Annotated in this window: 17 protein-coding genes; 5 read left to right on the forward strand and 12 right to left on the reverse strand. The window is 66.3% G+C overall.

Annotated elements, in window-relative coordinates:
• Positions 1-30: 30 nt before the first annotated feature.
• The 5 genes from ACFV15_RS08895 to ACFV15_RS08915 are packed head-to-tail and all read right to left on the reverse strand — an operon-like array spanning position 31 to position 5,129.
• Complete coding sequence (locus ACFV15_RS08895) at positions 31-444, reverse strand: DUF3224 domain-containing protein (protein WP_378349629.1); 414 nt, start codon at positions 442-444, stop codon at positions 31-33.
• A complete protein-coding gene (locus ACFV15_RS08900; protein WP_378349630.1) occupies positions 441-1,148 on the reverse strand; it encodes a DUF899 domain-containing protein in 708 nt (235 codons plus the stop codon). Before ACFV15_RS08900 ends, ACFV15_RS08895 begins: the two co-directional genes overlap by 4 nt.
• Entirely contained in the window at positions 1,145-2,569 is a 1,425-nt protein-coding gene (locus ACFV15_RS08905; protein WP_378349631.1) for an MFS transporter, read from the reverse strand. The genes ACFV15_RS08900 and ACFV15_RS08905 overlap by 4 nt, the downstream gene beginning before the upstream one ends.
• A complete protein-coding gene (gene asnB, locus ACFV15_RS08910; RefSeq protein ID WP_378349632.1) occupies positions 2,566-4,404 on the reverse strand; it encodes an asparagine synthase (glutamine-hydrolyzing) in 1,839 nt (612 codons plus the stop codon). The genes ACFV15_RS08905 and asnB overlap by 4 nt, the downstream gene beginning before the upstream one ends.
• Positions 4,405-4,415: 11 nt before the next feature.
• Positions 4,416-5,129, reverse strand: coding sequence for a class I SAM-dependent methyltransferase (locus ACFV15_RS08915; protein ID WP_378349633.1), 714 nt, complete (start codon positions 5,127-5,129; stop codon positions 4,416-4,418).
• Positions 5,130-5,336: 207 nt separating this feature from the next.
• Here ACFV15_RS08915 and ACFV15_RS08920 point away from each other — a divergent pair, with 207 nt between their 5' ends.
• A complete protein-coding gene (locus tag ACFV15_RS08920) occupies positions 5,337-7,250 on the forward strand; it encodes a KedN5 family methylcobalamin-dependent radical SAM C-methyltransferase (protein WP_378349634.1) in 1,914 nt (637 codons plus the stop codon).
• Positions 7,251-7,757: 507 nt separating this feature from the next.
• Here ACFV15_RS08920 and desII read toward each other — a convergent pair.
• Together desII and ACFV15_RS08930 are read right to left on the reverse strand one after the other, a co-directional pair.
• Positions 7,758-9,158: a dTDP-4-amino-4,6-dideoxy-D-glucose ammonia-lyase gene (gene desII, locus ACFV15_RS08925; RefSeq protein ID WP_378349635.1), complete on the reverse strand. Its 1,401-nt coding sequence runs from the start codon at positions 9,156-9,158 to the stop codon at positions 7,758-7,760.
• Entirely contained in the window at positions 9,155-10,351 is a 1,197-nt protein-coding gene (locus ACFV15_RS08930; protein WP_378349636.1) for an aminotransferase class I/II-fold pyridoxal phosphate-dependent enzyme, read from the reverse strand. The genes desII and ACFV15_RS08930 overlap by 4 nt, the downstream gene beginning before the upstream one ends.
• Before the next feature lie 105 nt (positions 10,352-10,456).
• Here ACFV15_RS08930 and ACFV15_RS08935 point away from each other — a divergent pair, with 105 nt between their 5' ends.
• From ACFV15_RS08935 to ACFV15_RS08945, 3 genes are all read left to right on the forward strand, one after another.
• A complete protein-coding gene (locus ACFV15_RS08935) occupies positions 10,457-11,170 on the forward strand; it encodes a class I SAM-dependent methyltransferase (protein ID WP_378349637.1) in 714 nt (237 codons plus the stop codon).
• A 90-nt stretch (positions 11,171-11,260) separates the two neighbouring features.
• Positions 11,261-12,607, forward strand: coding sequence for a nucleotide sugar dehydrogenase (locus tag ACFV15_RS08940; RefSeq protein ID WP_378349638.1), 1,347 nt, complete (start codon positions 11,261-11,263; stop codon positions 12,605-12,607).
• A complete protein-coding gene (locus tag ACFV15_RS08945) occupies positions 12,604-13,578 on the forward strand; it encodes an NAD-dependent epimerase/dehydratase family protein (RefSeq protein WP_378349639.1) in 975 nt (324 codons plus the stop codon). The genes ACFV15_RS08940 and ACFV15_RS08945 overlap by 4 nt, the downstream gene beginning before the upstream one ends.
• A gap of 51 nt (positions 13,579-13,629) precedes the next feature.
• Here ACFV15_RS08945 and ACFV15_RS08950 read toward each other — a convergent pair whose 3' ends face one another.
• The 5 genes from ACFV15_RS08950 to ACFV15_RS08970 form a co-directional block, all read right to left on the reverse strand.
• A complete protein-coding gene (locus ACFV15_RS08950; RefSeq protein ID WP_378349640.1) occupies positions 13,630-14,337 on the reverse strand; it encodes a DUF899 domain-containing protein in 708 nt (235 codons plus the stop codon).
• A gap of 74 nt (positions 14,338-14,411) precedes the next feature.
• Positions 14,412-15,350, reverse strand: a complete 939-nt coding sequence (locus ACFV15_RS08955) for an NAD(P)/FAD-dependent oxidoreductase (protein WP_378349641.1) — start codon at positions 15,348-15,350, stop codon at positions 14,412-14,414.
• A 29-nt stretch (positions 15,351-15,379) separates the two neighbouring features.
• Entirely contained in the window at positions 15,380-15,796 is a 417-nt protein-coding gene (locus ACFV15_RS08960) for a hypothetical protein (RefSeq protein ID WP_378349642.1), read from the reverse strand.
• A gap of 59 nt (positions 15,797-15,855) precedes the next feature.
• Positions 15,856-16,443, reverse strand: coding sequence for a flavoprotein (locus tag ACFV15_RS08965; protein ID WP_378349643.1), 588 nt, complete (start codon positions 16,441-16,443; stop codon positions 15,856-15,858).
• 834 nt (positions 16,444-17,277) lie between these two features.
• The gene (locus ACFV15_RS08970; RefSeq protein ID WP_378349644.1) at positions 17,278-18,942 is read right to left on the reverse strand and encodes an AMP-dependent synthetase/ligase; all 1,665 of its coding nucleotides are present in this window, start codon (positions 18,940-18,942) and stop codon (positions 17,278-17,280) included.
• A 191-nt stretch (positions 18,943-19,133) separates the two neighbouring features.
• Here ACFV15_RS08970 and ACFV15_RS08975 point away from each other — a divergent pair, with 191 nt between their 5' ends.
• Positions 19,134-20,591, forward strand: coding sequence for an MFS transporter (locus tag ACFV15_RS08975; protein WP_378349645.1), 1,458 nt, complete (start codon positions 19,134-19,136; stop codon positions 20,589-20,591).
• The last annotated feature ends 16 nt before the right edge of the window (positions 20,592-20,607 follow it).

Consider the following 20,607-nt stretch of genomic DNA (forward strand, 5'->3'; position numbering starts at 1 on the left):
GTTCTAACCGGCCGTACCACTCACGACCCCCTACACGCTGTAGGACAGGGTGTACCGGACCACGCCGTCGTCGGTGGTGGTGACCGTGCCGGTGCCGGTCGCGCCGACGAGTTCGCCGGTGCCGGTGTCGGGGACGATGTGCCAGTCGACGTCGATCGGCCCGGCCGGGCCGCGGGTGCCGGAACCTTCGGTCATGAAGGTGCCCTTCTTGCCGCCGAGGCTGCCGACGATGCGCGCCATCACCTTGAAGGGGCCGCTGCCCGCCGGGCCGATGCGCTGGAGGTAGGCGTGGTAGCCGGTGCCGTTCATCTCGCCGGTGTAGTGGTACTCGGTGATCGTGTACAGCAGCCGGATGCCACCGGGGTCTTGCGGACCCAGCTCGTGGTCGTCGTAGGTGAGTATTTCGATGGTTCCCTCGGCGTAGCGGCCTTCCACGTCGATCACTCCTTTCCTGTGCGAGACGGTGAGAAGAATCCGTCGCCCTGACGGCCGAGTGGGGTCAAGTCGAGGTAGTTGAACGTGCCGTTCAGCAGATCCGTGCCACGGGCATAGGTCGAATACGTGTGGTAAACGCGCTTGCCGCGCCGGAGGAACACGCTGAGCCCGTGCCAATCGCCGGGGCCGGTCAGCATCCAGTCCAGGCCTGCCGCTTCGAGTTCTTCCGCCGTGCGGTAGTTGTACTCGATCGGGGCGACGTCGGCGTCCAGGCTCACGTGGAAGTCGTAGTTGAAGTCGCTGCCTTCCGAGGAGTACCACGGGAAAGTCCAGCCCATGTTTTCCTTGACCGGCGTGATCTCGGCCATGGGGGCGCGGGCCACCGCGACGAACGTGGTGTCGCGGTCATGGAGATGGGCGAGGTGGCCGACATTGTCGGACAGCATGGTGCAGCCGGGGCACAGGTGATCCGAGCCCGGTGGCATCATGAAGTGGTAGACGATGAGCTGCTTGCGTCCCTCGAACATGTCGAGGAGCGAGAGCGGGCCGTCCGGGCCGTCGAAGACGTAGTCCTTGTCGATCTCGACCATCGGCAGCGCGCGGCGCTCGGCGTTCACCCGATCCCGCAGGTGGCTCAGTTCTTTTTCGCTCTCGAGGAGTTTCTTTCGGGCGACAGTAAATTCTTCCCGTGATACGACCTTCGGCGAATTCATCTCTCTCCACTCCGCGTTGGCTCCAAAGGAATTATCTTGGCAGGACGCGGTGGGGAAAGCAGGGTGAAAGTCACGACGACACCGAGAAATGCGAACAGGACCACGACGCCGAATCCCGCGCGCAGTCCTTCGGTGATGGCGACCTTGGGCTCCGGCGAGGTCGCGAAGGAGGTGCTGACCGAGGTGACGATCGCGACGCCGATCGCACCGCCGATCTGGAAGGCGGCGGTGTTGATGCCGGAGGCGAGCCCCGACTCGGCAGGCGCCACCGCGCTGAGCGCGGCGATCGACGCGGCCACGAAGCAGGCGCCCAATCCCGGCCCGAAGATCACCAGCGCGAGGAACAGGTCGGTCCAATAGCCGCCGTCCGCCGAGATCGTCGTCAGCAGGAGGCAGCCGCCGCCGATCAGCAGCAGGCCCGCCGCGGCGACCGCCCGGACGCCGAACTTGGCGACCATCGACTGCGCGAGCGCCGAGCCGCCGATGTTGACCACGGTCATCGGGAGGAAGCCGAGGCCGAACACCACGGCCGAATAGCCGAGAACCTGCTGGCCGTACAGGGAAGTGCCCAGTGCCATGCCGAACGCGGACGCGCCGAGCAGCAGCATCACGAGGTTCCCGCCGACCAGGCCGCGGGAGCGGAAGATCCGCAACGGCACGAGCGGGGCCTCGGAGCGCCGCTCGACCAGCACGAAGATCCCGACGAGCGTGGCCGCGCCGAGCAGCATGCCGATCGTCACCGGATCCGCCCAGCCCCGTCGCGGCGCCTCGGCGATCGCGAACACGGCCGCGACGAGCGCCACGGTGATCGTCAGCGCGCCGACCGGGTCGAAGGCCCGCTTGCCCTGGCTCGGCTTGCTTTCCCGCAGTGTCCGCGGGCTCAACGCCAGCAGCGCCGCGGCGACCGGGATGTTGATGAGGAAGATCCACGGCCAGCCAAGGAATTCGGTGATCGGGCCGCCGGCCAGCAGCGCCGCGGTCGCGCCGAAACCCATGGTGCCCGACCAGAACGCGAGTGCCTTGTTGCGCTCGGCGGGCTCGGTGAACGTGGTCATCAGGATCGACAACGCGCTCGGCGCCATCAGTGCCGCGGACATGCCCTGTGCGATACGGGCGCCGAGCAGGATGCCGGCACTCCATGCCAGCCCGCACAGCAGCGAGCTCACCAGGAACAGGAACGTGCCGATCATGAACACCCGGCGCGCGCCGAGCAGGTCAGCCGACCGGCCGCCGAGCAGCAGCAGACCGCCGAAGCTCAGCAGATAGCCGCTCAGCACCCATTGCATGCTGTCGTTGGAGAGCCCGAGGTCTTCCTTCATCGACGGCAGCGCCAGCGTCACGATCTGCGAATCCAGCGTGATGAACAGGCTGGCGACACACAACACCGCGAGTGCTTTCCACCTGCGAGGGTCAGTGCTCACAACGCCACCTCCGGCGAATACATGTCCCACCACAGCGCGAGATCGAGTGCTCGCTCCAGCGCGGCGCGTGAGGCCAAAGTCGCCAGTGGCGCTTGCTCGGACACGCAGTTCTTCAGCCAGCTGTAGCTGAGCAGATCGAAAACCCGATGGCTTGGGTTGGCCAGCAGATCGCGGGCCTCCACCCGCAGCGCCGCGGCATAGCTCGGGTCCTGTGTGGACGGATACGGCGCCTTTTTGCGCTGCAGCACCGATTGCGGGAGCAGGTCGGCGGTAGCGGCACGCAGCAGGCTTTTTTCCTTGCCGTCAAAGGTCTTCAACGACCACGGCGCGTTGTAGACGTACTCGACCAGCCGGTGATCGCAGAACGGGACCCGGACTTCCAGGCCGGTGGCCATGCTGGTGCGGTCCTTGCGATCGAGCAGCACGCGCACCCAGCGCGTCAGGTGCAGGTGGCTGATCTTGCGTTGCCGCCACTCGAACTCGCTCTCGCCGTCGAGTCGCTCGATCCCGGCCACCGCGCCCGCGTAGTTGTCGCGAAGATAGCCGTCGAGATCGAGGGCTTTGCGCGCGGCAGGGGTGAGGACCTGGGTGTCGTCGCCGAAGTACTCGGCCCAGTGCACCAGCCACGGGAACGTGTCCGCCTGCTGGACCACCGGATCCGAGAACCACAGGTAGCCGCCGAACACCTCGTCCGCCGACTCACCCGAGATCGCGACCGTGGAATGCCGCCGGATCTCGCGGAACAGCAGGTAGAGCGAGGTGTCGATGTCGCCGTTGCCTGCAGGCATGTCCCTGGCGCGCAGCACGTGACCCCGGATGGCCGGATCGGCGTGGTGTGCGGCGTCGACCACGATGTCCTGATGGTCTGAGCGGACCCACCTGGCCACCTCGTGCGCGAACGGGGTGTCGGCGTCCGGCCGGATCTTGTCGGCGACGAAGCCGTCGGTCCGGCCCTCGAAGTCGACCGAGAAGCTGCGGACGACCTCGCCCGACTCGCCGAGGTGCCTGGCCGCGATCGCGGTCATCGCGGACGAGTCGAGCCCGCCGGAGAGCAGCGTGCACCGCGGCACGTCGGAGATCAGCTGGCGGCGCACGATGTCGTCCAGCAGCTCACGGACCCGTGCGACCGTGGTGGCCTGGTCGTCGGTGTGCTCCTGGGTGCGCAGGCGCCAGTAGACGTGCTCGCAGATCCCGTTCGGGGTGACCGTGACGACGCTGCCCGCCTTGACCTCCCGCATGCCCTGCCAGAAGGCGTCGCCGGGGGTCTTGACGAACGCGAACAGCTCGCGCAGGCCGTCGGCGCCCACCACGTGTTTGGCGAGCGGGTTCGCGAGGATCGCTTTGGGCTCGGAGCCGAACAGCGCGCCGTCGGCGGTGGGGTAGTAGTAGAGCGGCTTGACGCCCATGCGGTCGCGGATGAGCACCAGCTTGCGCTCGGCCGCGTCCCAGATGGCGAAGGCGTACATGCCGTTGAGCCGGTCCGCGACCGCCTCGCCCCATTCGAGGTAGCCGCGCAGCACGACCTCTGTGTCGGACTTCGTCGTGAAGTGATGGCCGCGCGCGCGTAGCTCCTCGCGGAGTTCCACGAAGTTGTAGGCCTCGCCGGAATACACCATCACGACCTTGCCGCGCGGCGTCTCGGCGGTCATCGGCTGCCTGCCGCCGGGCAGGTCGATGATCGCCAGCCTGCGATGGCCGAGCGCCGCGTGCTCGTCGGCCCACGTCCCCCGTTCGTCCGGGCCCCGTGCGGCCATCGTGTCGGTCATCGCGTCTAGAGTCGCCTGTTCCCGGCGTAGATCGCGCTCGAACGAAACCCAGCCGGCGATACCGCACATGGGGTGGCTCCCTACTTGAGTACACCTACGAACAGGCCACGGCCCTGGGGGCCGCCTTCGACGTATTCGACCGCGAAGCCCGCTTCTTCGAACGCGGCTTCGTGTTCTTCCTGGGTGAACAGCGAAATGAGGATGCTCTCGGTGAAGTGGTGGATTCCTTCGCCGGGGCTCGCGACCGTGAAATGGATCTGGACGCGACTCTTGCCGCCTTCGAGTGACGAATGCGAGACGCGGGAAATGGTCCGGCCGCCGGTTTCGACGATGTCGCCGGTGACGTAGCCGTCGAGGAACGTCGACGGGAACCACCACGGTTCGACGATCACCACGCCGCCGGGCTCCAGGTGCGCGGCGAACCGCTTGAACGAGACGGCCAGTTCCGCAGGCGTGTCGAGGTGCCCGACCGAGCTGAACATGCACGAGATCGCGTCGAACCTCGTGCCGAGGTCGAACGTGCGCATGTCGCCCTGGGTAAGGGAAAGCTCCGGCGACCGGACGCGGCCGACGGCGATCATGTCCTCGGAGAGTTCGACACCCGCGACCCGGTCGAAGTGGTCACGGAAGCTGCGTAGGTGCTCGCCGGTGCCGCACGCGACGTCGAGCAGGCTGATGGCGTCGGGCTTGCGCTCCCGGATCAGTGCAGTGACTTCGGCCGCCTCCGCCACGTAGTCCCGCCCGCGCCCGCGGTAAACGGGGTCCCAGACCTCGGCGACGTCGATGTCATACATATCCACACTCCGTTTCGAGGCGATCGCTCGGGCTCGAGGCTACCGGCGAGCGGGTGAACTTCCTCTTCTTTGTCACCTTTGTCCGCATATTAGGCACATTCGAAGAAATTGTGGCCTGGGGCAGTGGTAATAGGCACCCACGGAGAAGTGGATTTCTTCTCAAATGACTACCGTTATGCGCTGTTGGCAAGCAGGGAGGCCGAGAAGATGCTGCAAATCCGTCTGGTTCAGCAAGGTGCTTGGGACATGCCGGTCGACTCGATGCCGCTGGCCGTAGGCTATCTGAAGGCGGTGATCGACGCCGACCGCAGCCTGGACGGCGAGGTCGTCGCGGAGATCTGCAATTTCCGTGGTGGCCAGAAATTGCAAGAGATGGCCATGGCACTGTTCGGCGGTGACATCCCCGACGTGCTCGCGTTCTCGGTGCTCGGCTGGAACTACCGCAGTTTCGGCGCGCTCGCCGAAACCTTCAAGCAGATCAACCCGCGTGGCCTCGTCGTGTTCGGCGGCAACCACGTGGCGTACCAGTCGGAGCGCGTGTTCCGTGAGATGCCGTGGATCGACATGGTCGTCAATGGCGAAGGCGAGCACACGTTCCACGAGCTCACGCACTACCTGCTCGAGCACCGCGGCGAGCCCTTCGACCCGGTGGACATCAAGGGCCTGTCCTACCGCAGGCCCGACGGCACGCGTTACACCGCGCCCGACCGCGACCGCATCAACGATCTCGACGTGGTCCCGTCGCCGTTCCTCACCGGCGCGATCCCGATGTCCGACGGGGCGGGCAACTTCCGGTACGACGTCGCGCTGATGGAGACCAACCGCGGCTGCCCGTACAAGTGCTCGTTCTGTTACTGGGGCGGCGCCACCGGCCAGAAGATGCGGTCGTTCTCGACCGAGCGTCTCGCCGAGGAAGTCGACCTTTTCGGTTACCACAAGGCGCCGTCGCTCGTGCTGTGCGACTCGAACTTCGGCCTGCTCGAAGCGGACGAGGAATTCGTCGAACTGGTCATCAAGACCAAGGAGAAGTACGGCTACCCCGAGGCGTTGATCACCAGCTGGGCCAAGAACAAGTCGGCGCGGTTCTTCAACATCGTGCGCAAACTGAAAGAGCACGGCATGCAGAGCCTGTTCACGCTCGCGCTGCAGACACTCGACGACGCCGCGCTCACCAACATGCTCCGCAAGAACATGAAGGTCAACCAGTGGGAAAGCCTGGTCGACTGGCTCGCCGAAGAAGGCCTCGAATGCTACGGCGAGCTCATCTGGGGCGCGCCGGGCGAGACGCCGGAATCCTTCCTGGCAGGCTACGACCGGCTGGCGAAGAAGGTCTCGCGCATCGCGGTGTACCCGATGCTCCTGCTGCCCAACACGTCCTATGTGGAGAATCGCGAGGTACACGGCTTCGTCACGATCCGCGGCGAGGACGACGACTTCGAGTACGTGCTGGCGAACCGCACGTCCACCCTCGCGGAAAATCTGGAGATGCAGCGCTTCGTCTTCTGGGCGCGCGTGCTCGGCGAGCAGCAGTTCCTGCGCCACGTCTGGCAGCCGCTGTTCGACATCGCCGGCGTGACCCAGTCACAGGCGATCCGCAGCGTCAAGGAGTACTTCGAAAAGTCCATCGACCCGTCCGCGGTCGCGTTGCTGAGCAAGATCCCGGTACTCGCCGAGTCGCCCGCGATCGCCGAGGCACTGCGGTCACTGCACAGCCAGACCGAACTCAAGGACCTGGTCCGCGAGTGGTGGCACGAGGTCGCGGTCCCGATGTTCCCCGCCGAGTGGCGCAAGTTCGCCGTCGCGCTGTACGAGTTCGAGTCGTGGTCGAGGCAGGTCTACGTCATCCCCGACGGCGACCTCCCCAAGGGCTGGTACATCTCGGAGCGCAACGGCGCCGAGTGGTACCAGAGCGACCTGGTCTCCCTGCCCTACGACATGCCCGCGGCGCTGGAGAACTGGGAGGCCACCCTCGCCGACGGCCCGATCGAGGAGGAGACGAGCTTCATCTTCGACGCCAGGCCGGGCTATTACCACAACCTGGACAACTACGAGATCGCCGCACAGCACCTGGCGACCCCGCGCAAGACGGACGCGATCGGACTCTTCGGCCGCGCCAGCTGACCCCACGAACCGTGAGGGCCGCCAGGGAACCAGGAACCCGGGCGGCCCTCACTCCTTTTCTGGCCGGGTTGTGAAGGGAGCCTTCACGCAGCTGTGGCTCGTGAGGGGAGCCTTCACGCAGCGGGATTGGGTGAAGGCTCCCTCACCAGGTCCGGTTGGGTGAGGGAGGCCCTCACTAAAGCCGATTTGGTGAGGGAGGCCCTGACCAAGGCCGGATACAGGGGCCCGGCAAAGTCGGCTTCACGGACACGCGAAACCCGAGTTCAGGCAGCTCAATGGCCCAAACTCGGGTTTCGCGATTGTCAACCTTCGCCCTGGGAGCCCACAAATGTCCACAAAGGACTCATGCTGGCGATTTCGCCCCACATTGTCGCTTTTGCGTGAGTTTTGGGGCGGGTTGGAAGGAACGAACGGGGCTTATGTGTCGCTGAGCGTTGCATAAGTGGCGTTTGTGCGCTCAGTCGACACGAGATGGGCGACTTCACAAGAAGCGCCCAGCAGCAAGGCTCAGCGCAGGAATCCGCGGGACGTATGCCAGCCATCGGCGATATCGGTCTCCAGCTGGTTCAAACGGGCGGTCAGTGCCTGGTCGAACCCGTCCAGGAAGTACTCGTCACCGTCACGCGGCTCGATCTGCCGGTCGTCGGCCACGAACTTCGCCACCACGTCCGACAGCGTCGTGCCGGGACCGATCCGGCCGGCGATGTAGCGCTCGGCGCCCTTCAGCCCGGGGAAACCGGCCTCGCGGTAGAGGTAGACGTCGCCCAGGAGATCGACCTGCACCCCGGCCTGGATGTGCGCGCCCGGCCGCATGGTCGACGGCTTGATCCGGATCAGCTCGGCCTCGGTGCCGGAGCGGATGCTGTGCAGCGCGTAGCCGTAGTCGACGTCCAGCGAGGGGATACGCGAAGCGACACGCTCGGCGAAGGTGTTCAACGCGTCCTGGAGTTCGGCGCGCTCGCCCGGCGGGAGCTTGCCGTCGGGCCTGCCGCTGTAGTCCTCGCGGATGTTCAGGAAGTCGACCGGCTGGTCCGGCGCCGCGTCCGAGAGTTCGGCGATGAAGTCGGCCAGCTGCGTCAGGCGGGACGCGCGCCCCGGCAGGATGATGTAGCTCAACCCGAGCCGGACAGGGCGTTCACGCGTAGCACGCAGCTTCTGGAAGTTCAGCAGATTCGCCTTCACTCGACCGAAAGCCTTGCGCTTGCCGGTGGTCTCCTCGTACTCCTCGTCGTTGAGGCCGTACATCGACGTGCGCACCGCGTGCAGGTCCCACAGGCCGGGCTGCCGCTCGAGCGTCTGCGAGGTCAGCGCGAAAGCGTTGGTGTACAACACCATTTTGAAGCCACGCCCTGCCGCACGCGCGATGAGCCCGCCTAGACCTGGGTTCGTCAGCGGTTCGAGGCCGCCGGAAACGTACATGGCGTAGGGATTGTCGTTCGGGATCTCGTCGATCACCGACGCGAACATCGCGTTGCCGGCGTCCAAAGAGGAATTCTCGTACCGGGCACCTGTCACGCGGACGCAGAAGTGGCAGCGGAACATGCACGTCGGGCCGGGGTAGAGCGCCACGATGTGGGGAGTCACCGTCCGGCGTTCGAGGATGTTGTCGACGATTCCCTTGCTCTCCAGCGGAAGCACCGTGTTCGACCAGTATTTCCCCGCCGGGCCCGCGACGACCGCGGCGCGCAGTTCCGGGACCCTGTCGAAGGTGTCGAGCAGGCGCTCGAACACCACGCGGTCGACGGCCAGTTCGCGCCGCGCGGTCTCCAGGGTGGTGAACGGGCTGTTGCCGTACTTGTGCGTGAGCGCGAGCAGCAGGTCCGCGTCGGCGACCGCGCGCGGGGCGGCCGTGCTGAGCAGGTCGCGCAGCGCGGCGCGGGGATCGGGTGCGGTCCAGAACGCGGTCATGGGGTGTCCTTCCGCCGGGAGGTCACTGCGGTTCCGTGCGCGACCGCGAACCGGATGAGCGCGCAGACGCGCCTGATCTCTTCATGGGACACCGACGAGCCGCTCGGCAGCGCGATCACCCTGGCCACCATCGCCTCGGTGTGCGGCAGGCTCACCGGCCCGCGCGAGCGATACGGCTCCAGCTGATGGCACGACGGTGAGCCGATCGGGGTGAGCGCGATCGCGTTCTCCGCCTTGAGTACTTCCAGAAGCAGATCACGGGAAATGCCGGTGACTCTTTCGTCGACATTCATGATCACGTACTGGAAATTGTTGCTTTCCGTGGTGTCATGGGTGAAGAAACTCAAACCTTCGATCGGGTCGAGTTCGGCGAGATAAAGATCGTAGTTGGACTTGTTGTGCCGCACGGTGGCGGGAAAGGCGTCGAGCGACGTCAGGCCCATCGCCGCGGCCGCCTCGCTCATTTTCCCGTTGGTGCCGCCCGCGTCGACCACGGTCTTCAGACCCTTGCCGAAGTTGTGCAGCGCGCGCACCCGGTCGGCCAGTTCCGGATCATTGGTGACGACGGCGCCGCCCTCGAACGCGCCCGTCACCTTCGTGGCGTGGAAGCTGAACACCTCCGCCGCGCCGAAACCGCCGATGAGCCTGCCCTCGGTGGTGCAGCCGATCGCGTGCGCGGCGTCGAAGAACACCGGGATCCCGTTGTCCGCGGCCACTTTTTCGAGCTCGTCCACCGCGCAGGGCCTGCCCCAGAGGTGCACGCCGAATATCGCGGACGTGCGCGGGGTGATCGCGGCGGCGACCAGCTTCGGGTCGAGGCAGCCGGTGTCCGGGTCGATGTCGCAGAACACCGGCTCCAGCCCGAGCCAGCGCACCGCGTGCGCGGTGGCGGCGAAGGTCAGCGACGGCATGATCACCTCGCCGGTCAGCCCGGCGGCGTGCACCAGCAACTGCAGCGCGACCGTGGCGTTGCAGGTGGCGACGCAGTGTGAAACGCCGGCGATCTCGGCGACGCGGTCCTCGAACTCCAGCACCAGCGGCCCGCCGTTGGACAGCCACTGGTTGTCCAGCGCCCAGTTCAGCCTGTCGAACAGGCGTGCTCGATCGATCAGATTGGGCCGGTTGGTGTGCAACGGCGTCAGGAATGCCTTCCGCCCGCCGAACAGGGCCAGGTCGTCGAGGTCGTGTTTCACGCTTGCCATGGTCCGCGCGCGGGGAGCATGCCGCATCTCTGAGGTTGCGCGGACTGAGCATGCCGCGAGATGTGATGGCGCGGCGCCGGTGTGACGATCGATATCATGTACGGTGACGAATTCTCCGAAGTCTATGTGTCCTATTACGAAGGCCAGGGCAAGGATTACGCGGCCGAGGCCGAAGACATCACCCGGCTGATCCGTGAGCGGACGCCGGGCGCGGACTCGCTGCTCGACGTCGCCTGCGGCACCGGCGCGCACCTGCGCCGGTTCAATCAGCTGTTCGCGCACACCGAGGGTGTCGAGCTGTCCGAGGGCATGGTCAAGGCCGGCCGGGTGCATTTCCCGGAACTCACGCTGCACCAAGGAGATATGCGCGACTTCCACCTCGGGCGGAAGTTCGACGCCGTCACGTGCATGTTCAGCTCGATCGGCCATGTCGGCGGGCCGGACGGCCTCGACGCGACCGCGCGTTGTTTCGCCGAGCACCTCGTCGCAGGCGGCACGTTCGTGGTGGAACCGTGGTGGTTCCCCGAGAACTTCATCGACGGCTATGTCGCGAGCGGAGTGTCTGAAGTGGACGGACGAAAGATGGTCCGGCTTTCGCATTCCGTCAGGGAGGGCGACGCCACGAAGATCACCGTCCACATGGCCATCGCGGACGCCGAGCGCGGGCTGCGGCATGTGACCGAGGTCGGCCTGCTCTCGCTGTTCGAGCAGGCCCGCTATGAAAAAGCGTTCGCACAGGCCGGAATCGACGCCGAGTACGTCGAAGGCGGCCCGCTCGGACGCGGACTCTTCGTGGGCACCCGCCGCTGACGCCGGTACCGGCAAGTCAGGAGACGCGGCGGCGAAGCCGTCCGCACAAGGATCACAGACCGAGACGGGCACTATTGATTGGGGACGCACATGCGTTTTCTGTCCGGCCGCGAAAAACCATCGGTGGCGGTCATCGGCTTCGGCTATGTCGGCTCGTGCATCGCCGCTACGCTGGCTGATCGCGGCTTCGATGTGCTCGCCGTCGACACCGACCCCCGGCTGCCAGGCGAACTGGCCAAGGGGCACTGCCGGTTCCAAGAGGAGGGTCTGCCCAAGCTGATCTTCGACGGCCTCGGCGCCGGCACGCTGCGGGTGAGCAACGACCCGTCCGGCCTGGCGGACGCGGACGTCGTCCTGATCAGCGTCGGCACCCCGGTGCTCGAAGACGGCTCGCTCGCCGACGAACAGCTGCGCGCCGCGTGCGCGGAGCTCAGCCGTCACCTGCGCAAGGGGCAGCTGATCGTGCTCAAGAGCACCGTGCCGCCCGGCACCACCCGCGACATCGTGCTCCCGCTGCTGGAGGAGAGCGGGCTGATCGGCGAGGTCGACTTCGGGCTCGCGTACACCCCGGAACGGCTCGCCGAAGGCACCGCGCTGCGCGAGCTGCGGACGTTCCCGATCGTCGTCGGCGGCCTCGGCTCGGAAAGCGCGGCCGCCGCCGCCGAGTTCTGGCGCGGCGCGCTGGGCGTTCAGGTCATCCCGCACGACTCGCTGGAGTCGGCGGAGATCGTCAAGCTGGCGAGCAACTGGTGGATCGACCTGAACATCGCGCTCGCCAACGAGCTCGCCAAGTTCTGCTCGCTCTACGACGTCGACGTGCTCGACGTGATCAGCGCGACGAACACCATCCCCAAGGGCGCCGGCAACGTCAACGTCCTGCTGCCCAGCGTCGGCGTCGGCGGCTCGTGCCTGACCAAGGACCCGTGGATGGTCTGGCGCTCGGCCGATCTGCACGGCGTCGACATCCGGACCGCGGTGACCGGCCGCGAGGTCAACGCCGGCATGCCCGAGTACACCGCGCAGGTGATCGTCGACGAGCTGGTGCGGCTCGGCAAGGACCCGGCGACGGCCAAGGTCGCCGTGCTCGGCCTGGCCTTCAAGAACAACACCGGCGACTTGCGCGCGACGCCGACCCAGGGCGTCGCCGAGACGCTGGCGAAGGCGGGCGCCCAGGTGCGGTTGTACGACCCGCTGGTCGACCCCGAGCGGGTCGAGCAGATGTACGGCATCGGGCTCTCGCCGAGCCTGGACGAGGCCGTCGACGGCGTGGATTGCGTCGCCGTGCTCGCGCTGCACCGGGAGTTCGAAGGCATCGACTTCGCGACGCTGCCGGTGGCCGACGGGTGCCTCGTGCTCGACGGGCGTGCCTACTACAGCAAGGAAAAGATCGCCGAGCTGCGTTCGCTCGGCTACGCGTACCGGGGGATCGGCCGATGAGCCGCGCGGTGGTCACCGGCGGCTGCGGCTTCGTCGGCAGCCACCTCGTGGAGCGGCTCGTCGCACGCGGCGACGAGGTGACCGTGTTCGACGGCCTCACGCCGTCGCACCCGGTCGAGGGTGTCCGTTACGTGGCAGGCGACATCCGGAACCTGGCCGACCTCACCGAGGCCATCGGCGCGGGCACCGAGATCGTCTACCACCTGGCCGCGGTGGTCGGGGTCGACAAGTACCTGTCGAGCCCGCTCGACGTGGTCGACGTCAACTTCCTCGGCACCCGCAACGTGCTCGAGCTCGCGCACCGGGCGGGCGCGCGGGTGGTGCTGAGCAGCACCAGCGAGGTCTTCGGCAAGAACCCGGCGGTGCCGTGGCGTGAGGACAGCGACCGGGTGCTGGGCGCCACGTCGGCGGCCCGCTGGTCGTACTCGACCTCGAAGGCGCTGGCCGAGCACCTGACGTTCGCGTTCGCGGCCCACCATGACCTGGACGCGCGGATCATCAGGTACTTCAACGTTTTCGGCCCGCGTCAGCGTCCCGCGTACATCGTGAGCCGCTCGGTGCACCGAGCGCTGAACCGCCGTCCGATGGTCGTCTACGACCGCGGCGTCCAGACACGGTGTTTCACCTACATCGACGACGCGATCGACGGCACGATCCTGGCGGCGACAGCGCCGGACGCGGCGGGCGAGTCGTTCAACATCGGCTCGATGACCGAGACGACGATCGGCGAGGTCGTCCGGCTCATCGCCGAGCTCACCGGCGCCCCGGAGCCACGCACCGAGGTCGACACGGCCGTCCGGATCGGCCCGGCGTACGAGGACCTGACCCGACGCGTCCCCGACGCGACCAAGGCGCGCGAAGTGCTCGGCTGGACCTGCGAGACCACCTTGCGCGACGGCCTGATCAAGACGATCGAGTGGGCCCGCGCCAGCCAGTGGTGGCTGGACCTCCCGGACAGCGGCGTGGCCTAAGGGCTCGTGAGTGGTATTGCCGGTTAGAACCGGCAATACCACTCACGACCTCTAGTACTCGTCGTGCAGCCGCCACCATTCCCCAGGCCCGGAATTGCTGCGTCCGGGAGGCTGCTCCCAGTGCTCCTGCCTGCCCAGCGGCGTCAGGTCGAGGTAATTCGACGTACTGGTCAGCAGATCCGTGCCGCGCGCGTAGGTCGAGTACGTGTGGAAGACGTCCTCGCCGTCGCGCAGGAACACGCTCAGCCCCGATCGGTCCCCGCTGATCTCCGGCGAGCGCCGGTAGTTGTACTCGACCGGCTTCACGGACTCGTCGAGCGTGACGTGGTAGTCGTAGTTGAAGTCGCTGTCCTGCGACGAGAACCATGGCACCGTCCAGCCCATCCGCCGCTTGAACGCCTCGAGCTTCGCGGACGGAGCCCGTGACACCAGCACGAGGTTCGTGTCGCGCGCGTGCAGGTGCGCGAGGTGTCCAATGTGGTCGGTGACCTTCGAGCAGCCCCGGCAGCCTGCGTCCCAGTCGGGGTGGAACATGAAGTGGTACACGATCAGCTGGCGGCGGCCGTCGAACAGGTCCGGCAAGCCCAGATCGCCGTCAGGACCATGGAAAACGTACTCCTTCTCGACGCGGACCATCGGCAGCCTGCGCCGGTTGGCGTTCAGCTCGTCCCTGGCCCGTGTGAAGGCCTTCTCCTCTTCGAGGAACTTCCTCCTGGCGTCGAGCCATTCTTCGCGCGAAACGACTTCGGGCAGATTCATGGAAACCTCCGAAACGACGGAACCCGGGCCGACCGTCCACAGTGAACGGTCAACCCGGGTGTCCGATGCTGGTGCTACGCGGAAGCGGAACGCGGAGCGGTGTCGGTGAAGACCAGGTTCTTGTCGGACGCGATGCCCGCCATCATGCCGCTGGACGTCGCGTTGGCCACGAACGGCATCGCCATGGGCAGCGTCGGCCGGTGCGCCATGTCACCGGCCGCGTAGATGCCGGGGACACTGGTCACCTGGAAGTCGTCGATCTCGACGCAGCCGTCCGGGAGCAGCTTGCAGCCCAGCCGTTCCGGCAGCTTGGAGCGCTGCAGGTACTTGCCGACGGCGAAGATCCCGGTACGGGGAAGCGGTTCGCCCGACTCGAAGACGACCTTCTCCAGCCGTTCGTCGACGGCGTCGAAGCGGGCGATCTTCTCTTCGCGGATCGCGAGGTCGGCGTCCGCCAGCCTGCCGCGGGCCGTCTCGTCGATCTCGTCGCCGCGGCCGTCGGCGAGCAGCACCACGTCGGCGCTGAACCTGCGCAGGTGCAGCGCGAGCTCGATCATGATGGGGTCGTTGAACAGCACCGCGATCGGCTTGTCACGGGCGTCCTCGTAGCCGTGGCAGTACGGGCAGTGGAAGATGCTGCGTCCCCACAGCTCCCCGAAGCCTTCGATCGCGGGCAGCTCGTCCTGCAGGCCCGTGGCGAAGATGAGGCGCCGTGTCTGGACGGTTGAACCGTCTCCCAGCGTCAACTCGAAACCGTCCGCCAGCTGCTTGGCGTCTTCGACGGTCAGCGTGCTGGTCTCCACGGTCGGGTATTGCTTGAGCTCCTCACGAGCGATGGCACGGAACTCCGGGGGAGGCGTGCCGTCGCGCGTGACGAAGTTGTGCATGTTGGAGGCCCGCGCGTTGCGGTACTCGCCTGAGTCGATCAGGAGCGCGCGCCGGAGTGCACGGCCGAGAGTGAGAGCAGCTGAGAGACCGGCCGGCCCCCCGCCGATGACGATCACTTCAAACACTGGGATCTCCTCGAGATGGGGCTGGCTGACTAGTCGTCGGCGCCGGCCTGGCGCTCGGTCTTCAGCACATGGAGGCCTTCTTCTTCCGCGTTGGCCGCTACCGCTTTGCTGGTCTTGTTCAGCTCCTCCTCGGGGCTGAACATGATGACCTCGGTGCCTGCCTGGTGCTTCGACGGCGCGTGGCCGGCGGGGGTGTAGAACGCGTCACCCGCTTCGTAGACCTCTTCGCCGTCGGCGGTGAGGACGGTCATCCGGCCCTTGATGACGTAGCCCCAGTGCGGGCACTGACATTGGTCCTGAGGCAGGCCCTTGAGCAGTGCGGTCGCGTCGATGTCCTCGTCGAAAATGGTGAAGTTGGCCGAGTAACCCTCGAGGACCTCGTACCGGTCCCGCACGGGGCCGAGTTCCTCGACCTGAGTGGCGCTGTTCCACGAAACCTTCGGCATGGCAGTAGCTCCTTCGATCGGTCGATATCACGAACGTTAGGGGCTACGACGTGCGGCGCTCATCTCTGAGCTTGCTGAGTGCCCAGCTTGTGCGCGGTGACATCGGGCATCACCGTGCCGGGGACCGCGCCGACGCCGGAGCCTAGATCCCTGCTCGCGCGGGACGTGTTGGGTGGCGGTTCGAGCACGAAATGCCCGTCACCGCGAAGCGTGCCGACCGTCCGGCGCATCGAGGGACTGTTCCACATCCAGGCGTTCATGCACGGCTGGAAATAGATGCCGGGGCCATGGGCCAATATCAGGGCCGTCACGAGGGTGTCCGCCATGCCGGACACGGCTTTGGCGAAGGTCGTCGCGGTGGTGGGCGCCACGATGAAGGTGTCGGTGTGTTCCAGGAGTTTCACGTGCAGCGGGACGTCCGCCCAGTCGGTGTCGGTGTACACGGTCACCGGAAGCTGCTCGCTCAGGAACAGGTTGCACGCGGTGGGCGTGGCCACCACGGTGACATCGGGGGTGTAGGTCAAGGCTTCCTCGATCAGCAGCGCAGCCGACGTGGCACAGCTGGAGCCACAAACACCGATCAGCAAGGAGCCCAAGACCGAGCCGGACGCGGAGAGGGGCTCGATATCGGTGGTGGATTGCGTCATCGAAGCTTCCTTCGTAGAATGAAGGGGTGTTGCCGCGGGAACGGCAACACCCCAACAGTCGCTTCAGCTTGCGAGAGCTACGATCAGTCGCAGGGCTCACCGGTCATGACCGACGGCGCGACGGCCGAGAGAGCGAACTCGACGGTGGCGGCACCGGCGGTGGCGAGCAGTTCGGCGTCGGAGACCTTCGTGATGTCGAACATGGTTCTCTCCTTGGTGTTGGGGCTTGCGCTTAGTTCAATGATGCAGTGGACGGCTCCGAAAAACCCCTTCTGGATTGCTGCCAGTGGGGAGGAGCCGAAAAAAATCGGCCGAGCTTGGCGACTGAGATCAGTCGCAGGGCTCACCGGTCATGACCGACGGCGCGACGGCCGAAAGGGCGAACTCGACGGTCGCGGCACCGGCGGTGGCGAGCAGTTCGGCGTCGGAAACCTTGGTGATGTCGAACATGAGGTCCTCCTGATGATTGGTGGGGTCTGAGGCGGCAGAAGATCGAGTAAGGCTCACTCCTGGATAGCCGCCAGGAGTGCGTCTTGCGCGAACTGAAGATCAGTCGCAGGGCTCACCGGTCATGACCGACGGCGCGACGGCCGAGAGCGCGAACTCGACGGTCGCGGCACCCGCGGTGGCGAGCAGTTCGGCGTCGGAGACCTTGGTGATGTCGAACATGAATTCCTCCTGGTTGATGTGGTGATTATTGCCCGGGGGGCTAGGTAAATAATGCAGCCGGCGAACCGGGAAAACCACTCCTGGATTGCGGGTGGCCGGTACTCGTCCCGGTCGCGGCGACAAGGACCCCTTTCACGCACGGCGCGGGGAAGGGGTCCTTGCCGTTCATGGGGTTTTTCCAATGGTGGCCGCGTAGAGCGCGTCGATTTCGGCCGCATACTTCGCGGAGATGTCCGCACGCTTGAGTTTCAGGTTGGCGGTCAGCTCGTCGCCGCCTGCCACCCAGAACTTCGGCAGCACGGTGAACCGCTTGATCTGTTCGATTCGTGAAAGTTTCAGGTTCCCGGCATGAACGCTGGCACGGATCGCTTCCAGCACGTGCTCGTCTTTGGCCAGTACCGCCGGATCCACCGCGATGGCGGCTTCGGCGGCGAACGCGGCCGCCGCCTCCGGGTCCAGTGTTATCAACGCGACGTTGTACGGCCTGTTGTCCCCGACCGCCATCATCGGCCCGATCAGCGGCGAGCCCGCCGAGATCGCGTGCTCGATGTTGCTCGGCGACATGTTCTTGCCGCCGGAATTGACGATCAGTTCCTTTTTGCGGCCGATGATCCGGTAGTTGCCCTCGTCGTCGACCGTGGCGAGATCCCCGGTGCGCAGCCAGCCGTCCGGATCCAAAGCCTCCGCGGTCTTCTCGGGATCCTTGCGGTAGCCCCGCATCATCCACGGCATGCGCACCAGTAGCTCGCCGTCCTCGGCGAGCTTCGCCTCGGCGCCGGGCGCGAGCTGCCCGATCGTGCCGATCTTCGACTCCGACGGCGACGATCCCGAGCCGAAACCGCACTCCGACATGCCCCAGCCGACGCTGACCGCCGCACCGAGTTTCTCCCAGAAACCATAGACATGCTCCGGGATCGCGGCCGTGCCGGTCAGCGCCCACTTCAGCCGGTCGAAGCCGGTCTTGACGCGGATCGACTCCAGGAACGCGGGGTCACCCGCCTCGAACGCGGCCGCGGATTCGGGATCTGCCAGCAGTTCCCGCTCGACGCCGGCCTTGAGTTTCTCCCAAGTCCTCGGCACGGCCGCGAAAGTCGTCGGATGCAGCTCGGCGATCGTCTCGGCGAGCTTGCTCAACTCGGCCAGACACGTGACTTGGCCGCCGCACGCGAGTGGGTAGTAGTGCCGGAAGAACCGGTCGCCCGAGTGGCTGGACGGGAGATAGGAGATCGTCGTGTCGCCCGCCTCCATCGGCCAGATGGTCTCCATCGCGTCGATCATCCGCAGCCAGCCCCGGTGGGTGTGCTCGACACCCTTGGGCGGCCCTGTCGTCCCGGAGGTGTAGATGAGGCACAGCAGATCGTCCGGGCGCACTGCCCGCCAGGTGGCCTCGAAATCGAAGTCCGGTGACTGTCCCAGCCGGTCCAGGTCGCCGTCCTCGACGACCAGCAGGTGCTCCAGTTCGGCTCCGGACGCTCTGATCTGGTCGGCGAATTGATTTTCGCAGACCATGATCTTCGTATCCGAATGGGTGAGCAGATACCGGATCTGCTCCGGTGAGCTCGTGTTGTAGATGGAAAAGGTGGTGGCGCCGAGATGGGAGGCGGCGACCTCGGTCAGGTTGAACTCCGGGCGGTTGGTGAGCATCGCGGCGAAGGTGTCTCCTCGCCGCAAACCCAGTGCCGCCAAGCCTGCCGCGATCCGGCGGACCTCGTCGCCGTACTGCCGCCAGGTCAGCTGAACGGTGTCCCCCGGTGTGCGCAGCGCGACCGCGTCGGGATGCGCCGCCACGGTCAGTTGGAATGCCTCAGGAAAAGTGCTGGGTCGCGACATTTCTCGTGGTCTCCTCAGCTCTGTGGCTTTCCCATTATAGGACCGGGGCACACCGGTGCATCTTCGAAAATGCTTTGGGTGGCTCAGCATTAGCGAAGAAAATAATCCAGGAGAAGTTGGATACCGTGGTTTCCAATCGCTTCAGCAGAGCTGTCACTTTCCGGTAACACAGTTATATTCAGGGAGATACGATGACGTCACCACCCGCACCCACCCGGCAGTGGCTCGCACTGGTGCTGTTGGCCATGACCCAGTTCGTTCTCGTCGTGGATACCGCGATCGTGATCATCGCCGCCCCTTCGATGGAGACGGTCGGATTCTCCCCCGAAAGCCTTCCGTGGGTCACGAACGCCTACGCGCTCGCATTCGGTGGCCTGCTGCTGCTCGGCGGCCGTGCCAGTGACATTTTGGGCCGCCGCAGGATGTTCATCGCGGGCCTGGCGCTGTTCGCGGTCGGATCGCTGGCAGGCGCGCTCTCCACCGCGCCGCTGTGGCTGATCATCGCCCGCGTGGTGCAAGGCGTTGGCGCCGCGCTCGTCTCACCTGCCGCGCTCGCCTTGGTCATGACCCTGTTCACCGATGAAAAAGAGCGCAACAAGGCTCTGGGTGTCTGGGGTTCCGTGGCCGCCGCCGGTGCCGCGACCGGGTACGTTTTCGGTGGCCTGCTCACCGAATGGTTCGGCTGGCAGTCGGTGTTCTGGGTCAATCTCCCGATCGTGGCCGTCGTCGTGCTGCTGGCCCCGCGCCTGCTGCCCGAGGCCAAGGACCCGAGCCACACCTCGTTCGACCTCGCGGGCGCCGTCACCGTCACCGGTGGTGTTTCGCTGACGGTGTACGCGTTGTTCAACGCCGGCACCACCGGCTGGGGCAGCGCGCAGACGCTCGGCCTGTTCGCCGGAGCCATCGTGTTGCTCGCCGCGTTCGTCGTGATCGAGTCGCGCAGCAGCAACCCGCTCATCGCGCTGGGTATCTTCCGTATCGCGTCACTGCGCAACGGCAACGGCCTCACCTTGCTCACCCAGGGCGCGGTCATGCCGATGTTCTTCCTTCTCACCCTGTACGTGCAGCACGTTCTCGGCTTCACGCCGTTGCAGGCCGGGCTCGCCCAGATGCCGGCGGCGCTGTGCTTCACGCTGCTGGGAACCCACGTCGGCAACCTGGTCAGCAAGATCGGGTTCCGCATCCCGGCGACCGTCGGCAGCGTGATCGCCGCGGCCGGCCTGTACTGGCTGGCACAGGCGGAAGTGGGCGGCAACTACTTCGCCGACGTGTTCGGGCCGCTGACCGTCACCGCGATCGGCGCCGTGCTCAGCGTCGTCGCACTGATGATCGCCGCGACGGCCGAGGCGCCGGCGAGCAGCGCGGGCCTGGCTTCCGGCCTGGTGAACGTCACCCAGCAACTCGGTGGCGCCATCGGTCTCGCGGTGCTCAGCTCGATCGCCGCCATCTCCACCGCGAACTCGGCCGAGCGTGGCAATGACGCGCTCACGTCGCTCACCGACGGCATGGACACGGCACTCACCATCGGCGCCGGGATCGCCGTGGTGACCGGTCTGCTCGCGGCGGTGTTGTTCCGGAAGAAGGCCAAGCCCGCCGAGACGGCAGACTCGGGAAGCGCGGTCGCGGAGAACGAAGGCGCGGTCGCCTGACGCACGGATTCCCCCG

The organism is Amycolatopsis sp. NPDC059657 (assembly GCF_042734395.1).
GTDB lineage: Bacteria > Actinomycetota > Actinomycetes > Mycobacteriales > Pseudonocardiaceae > Amycolatopsis.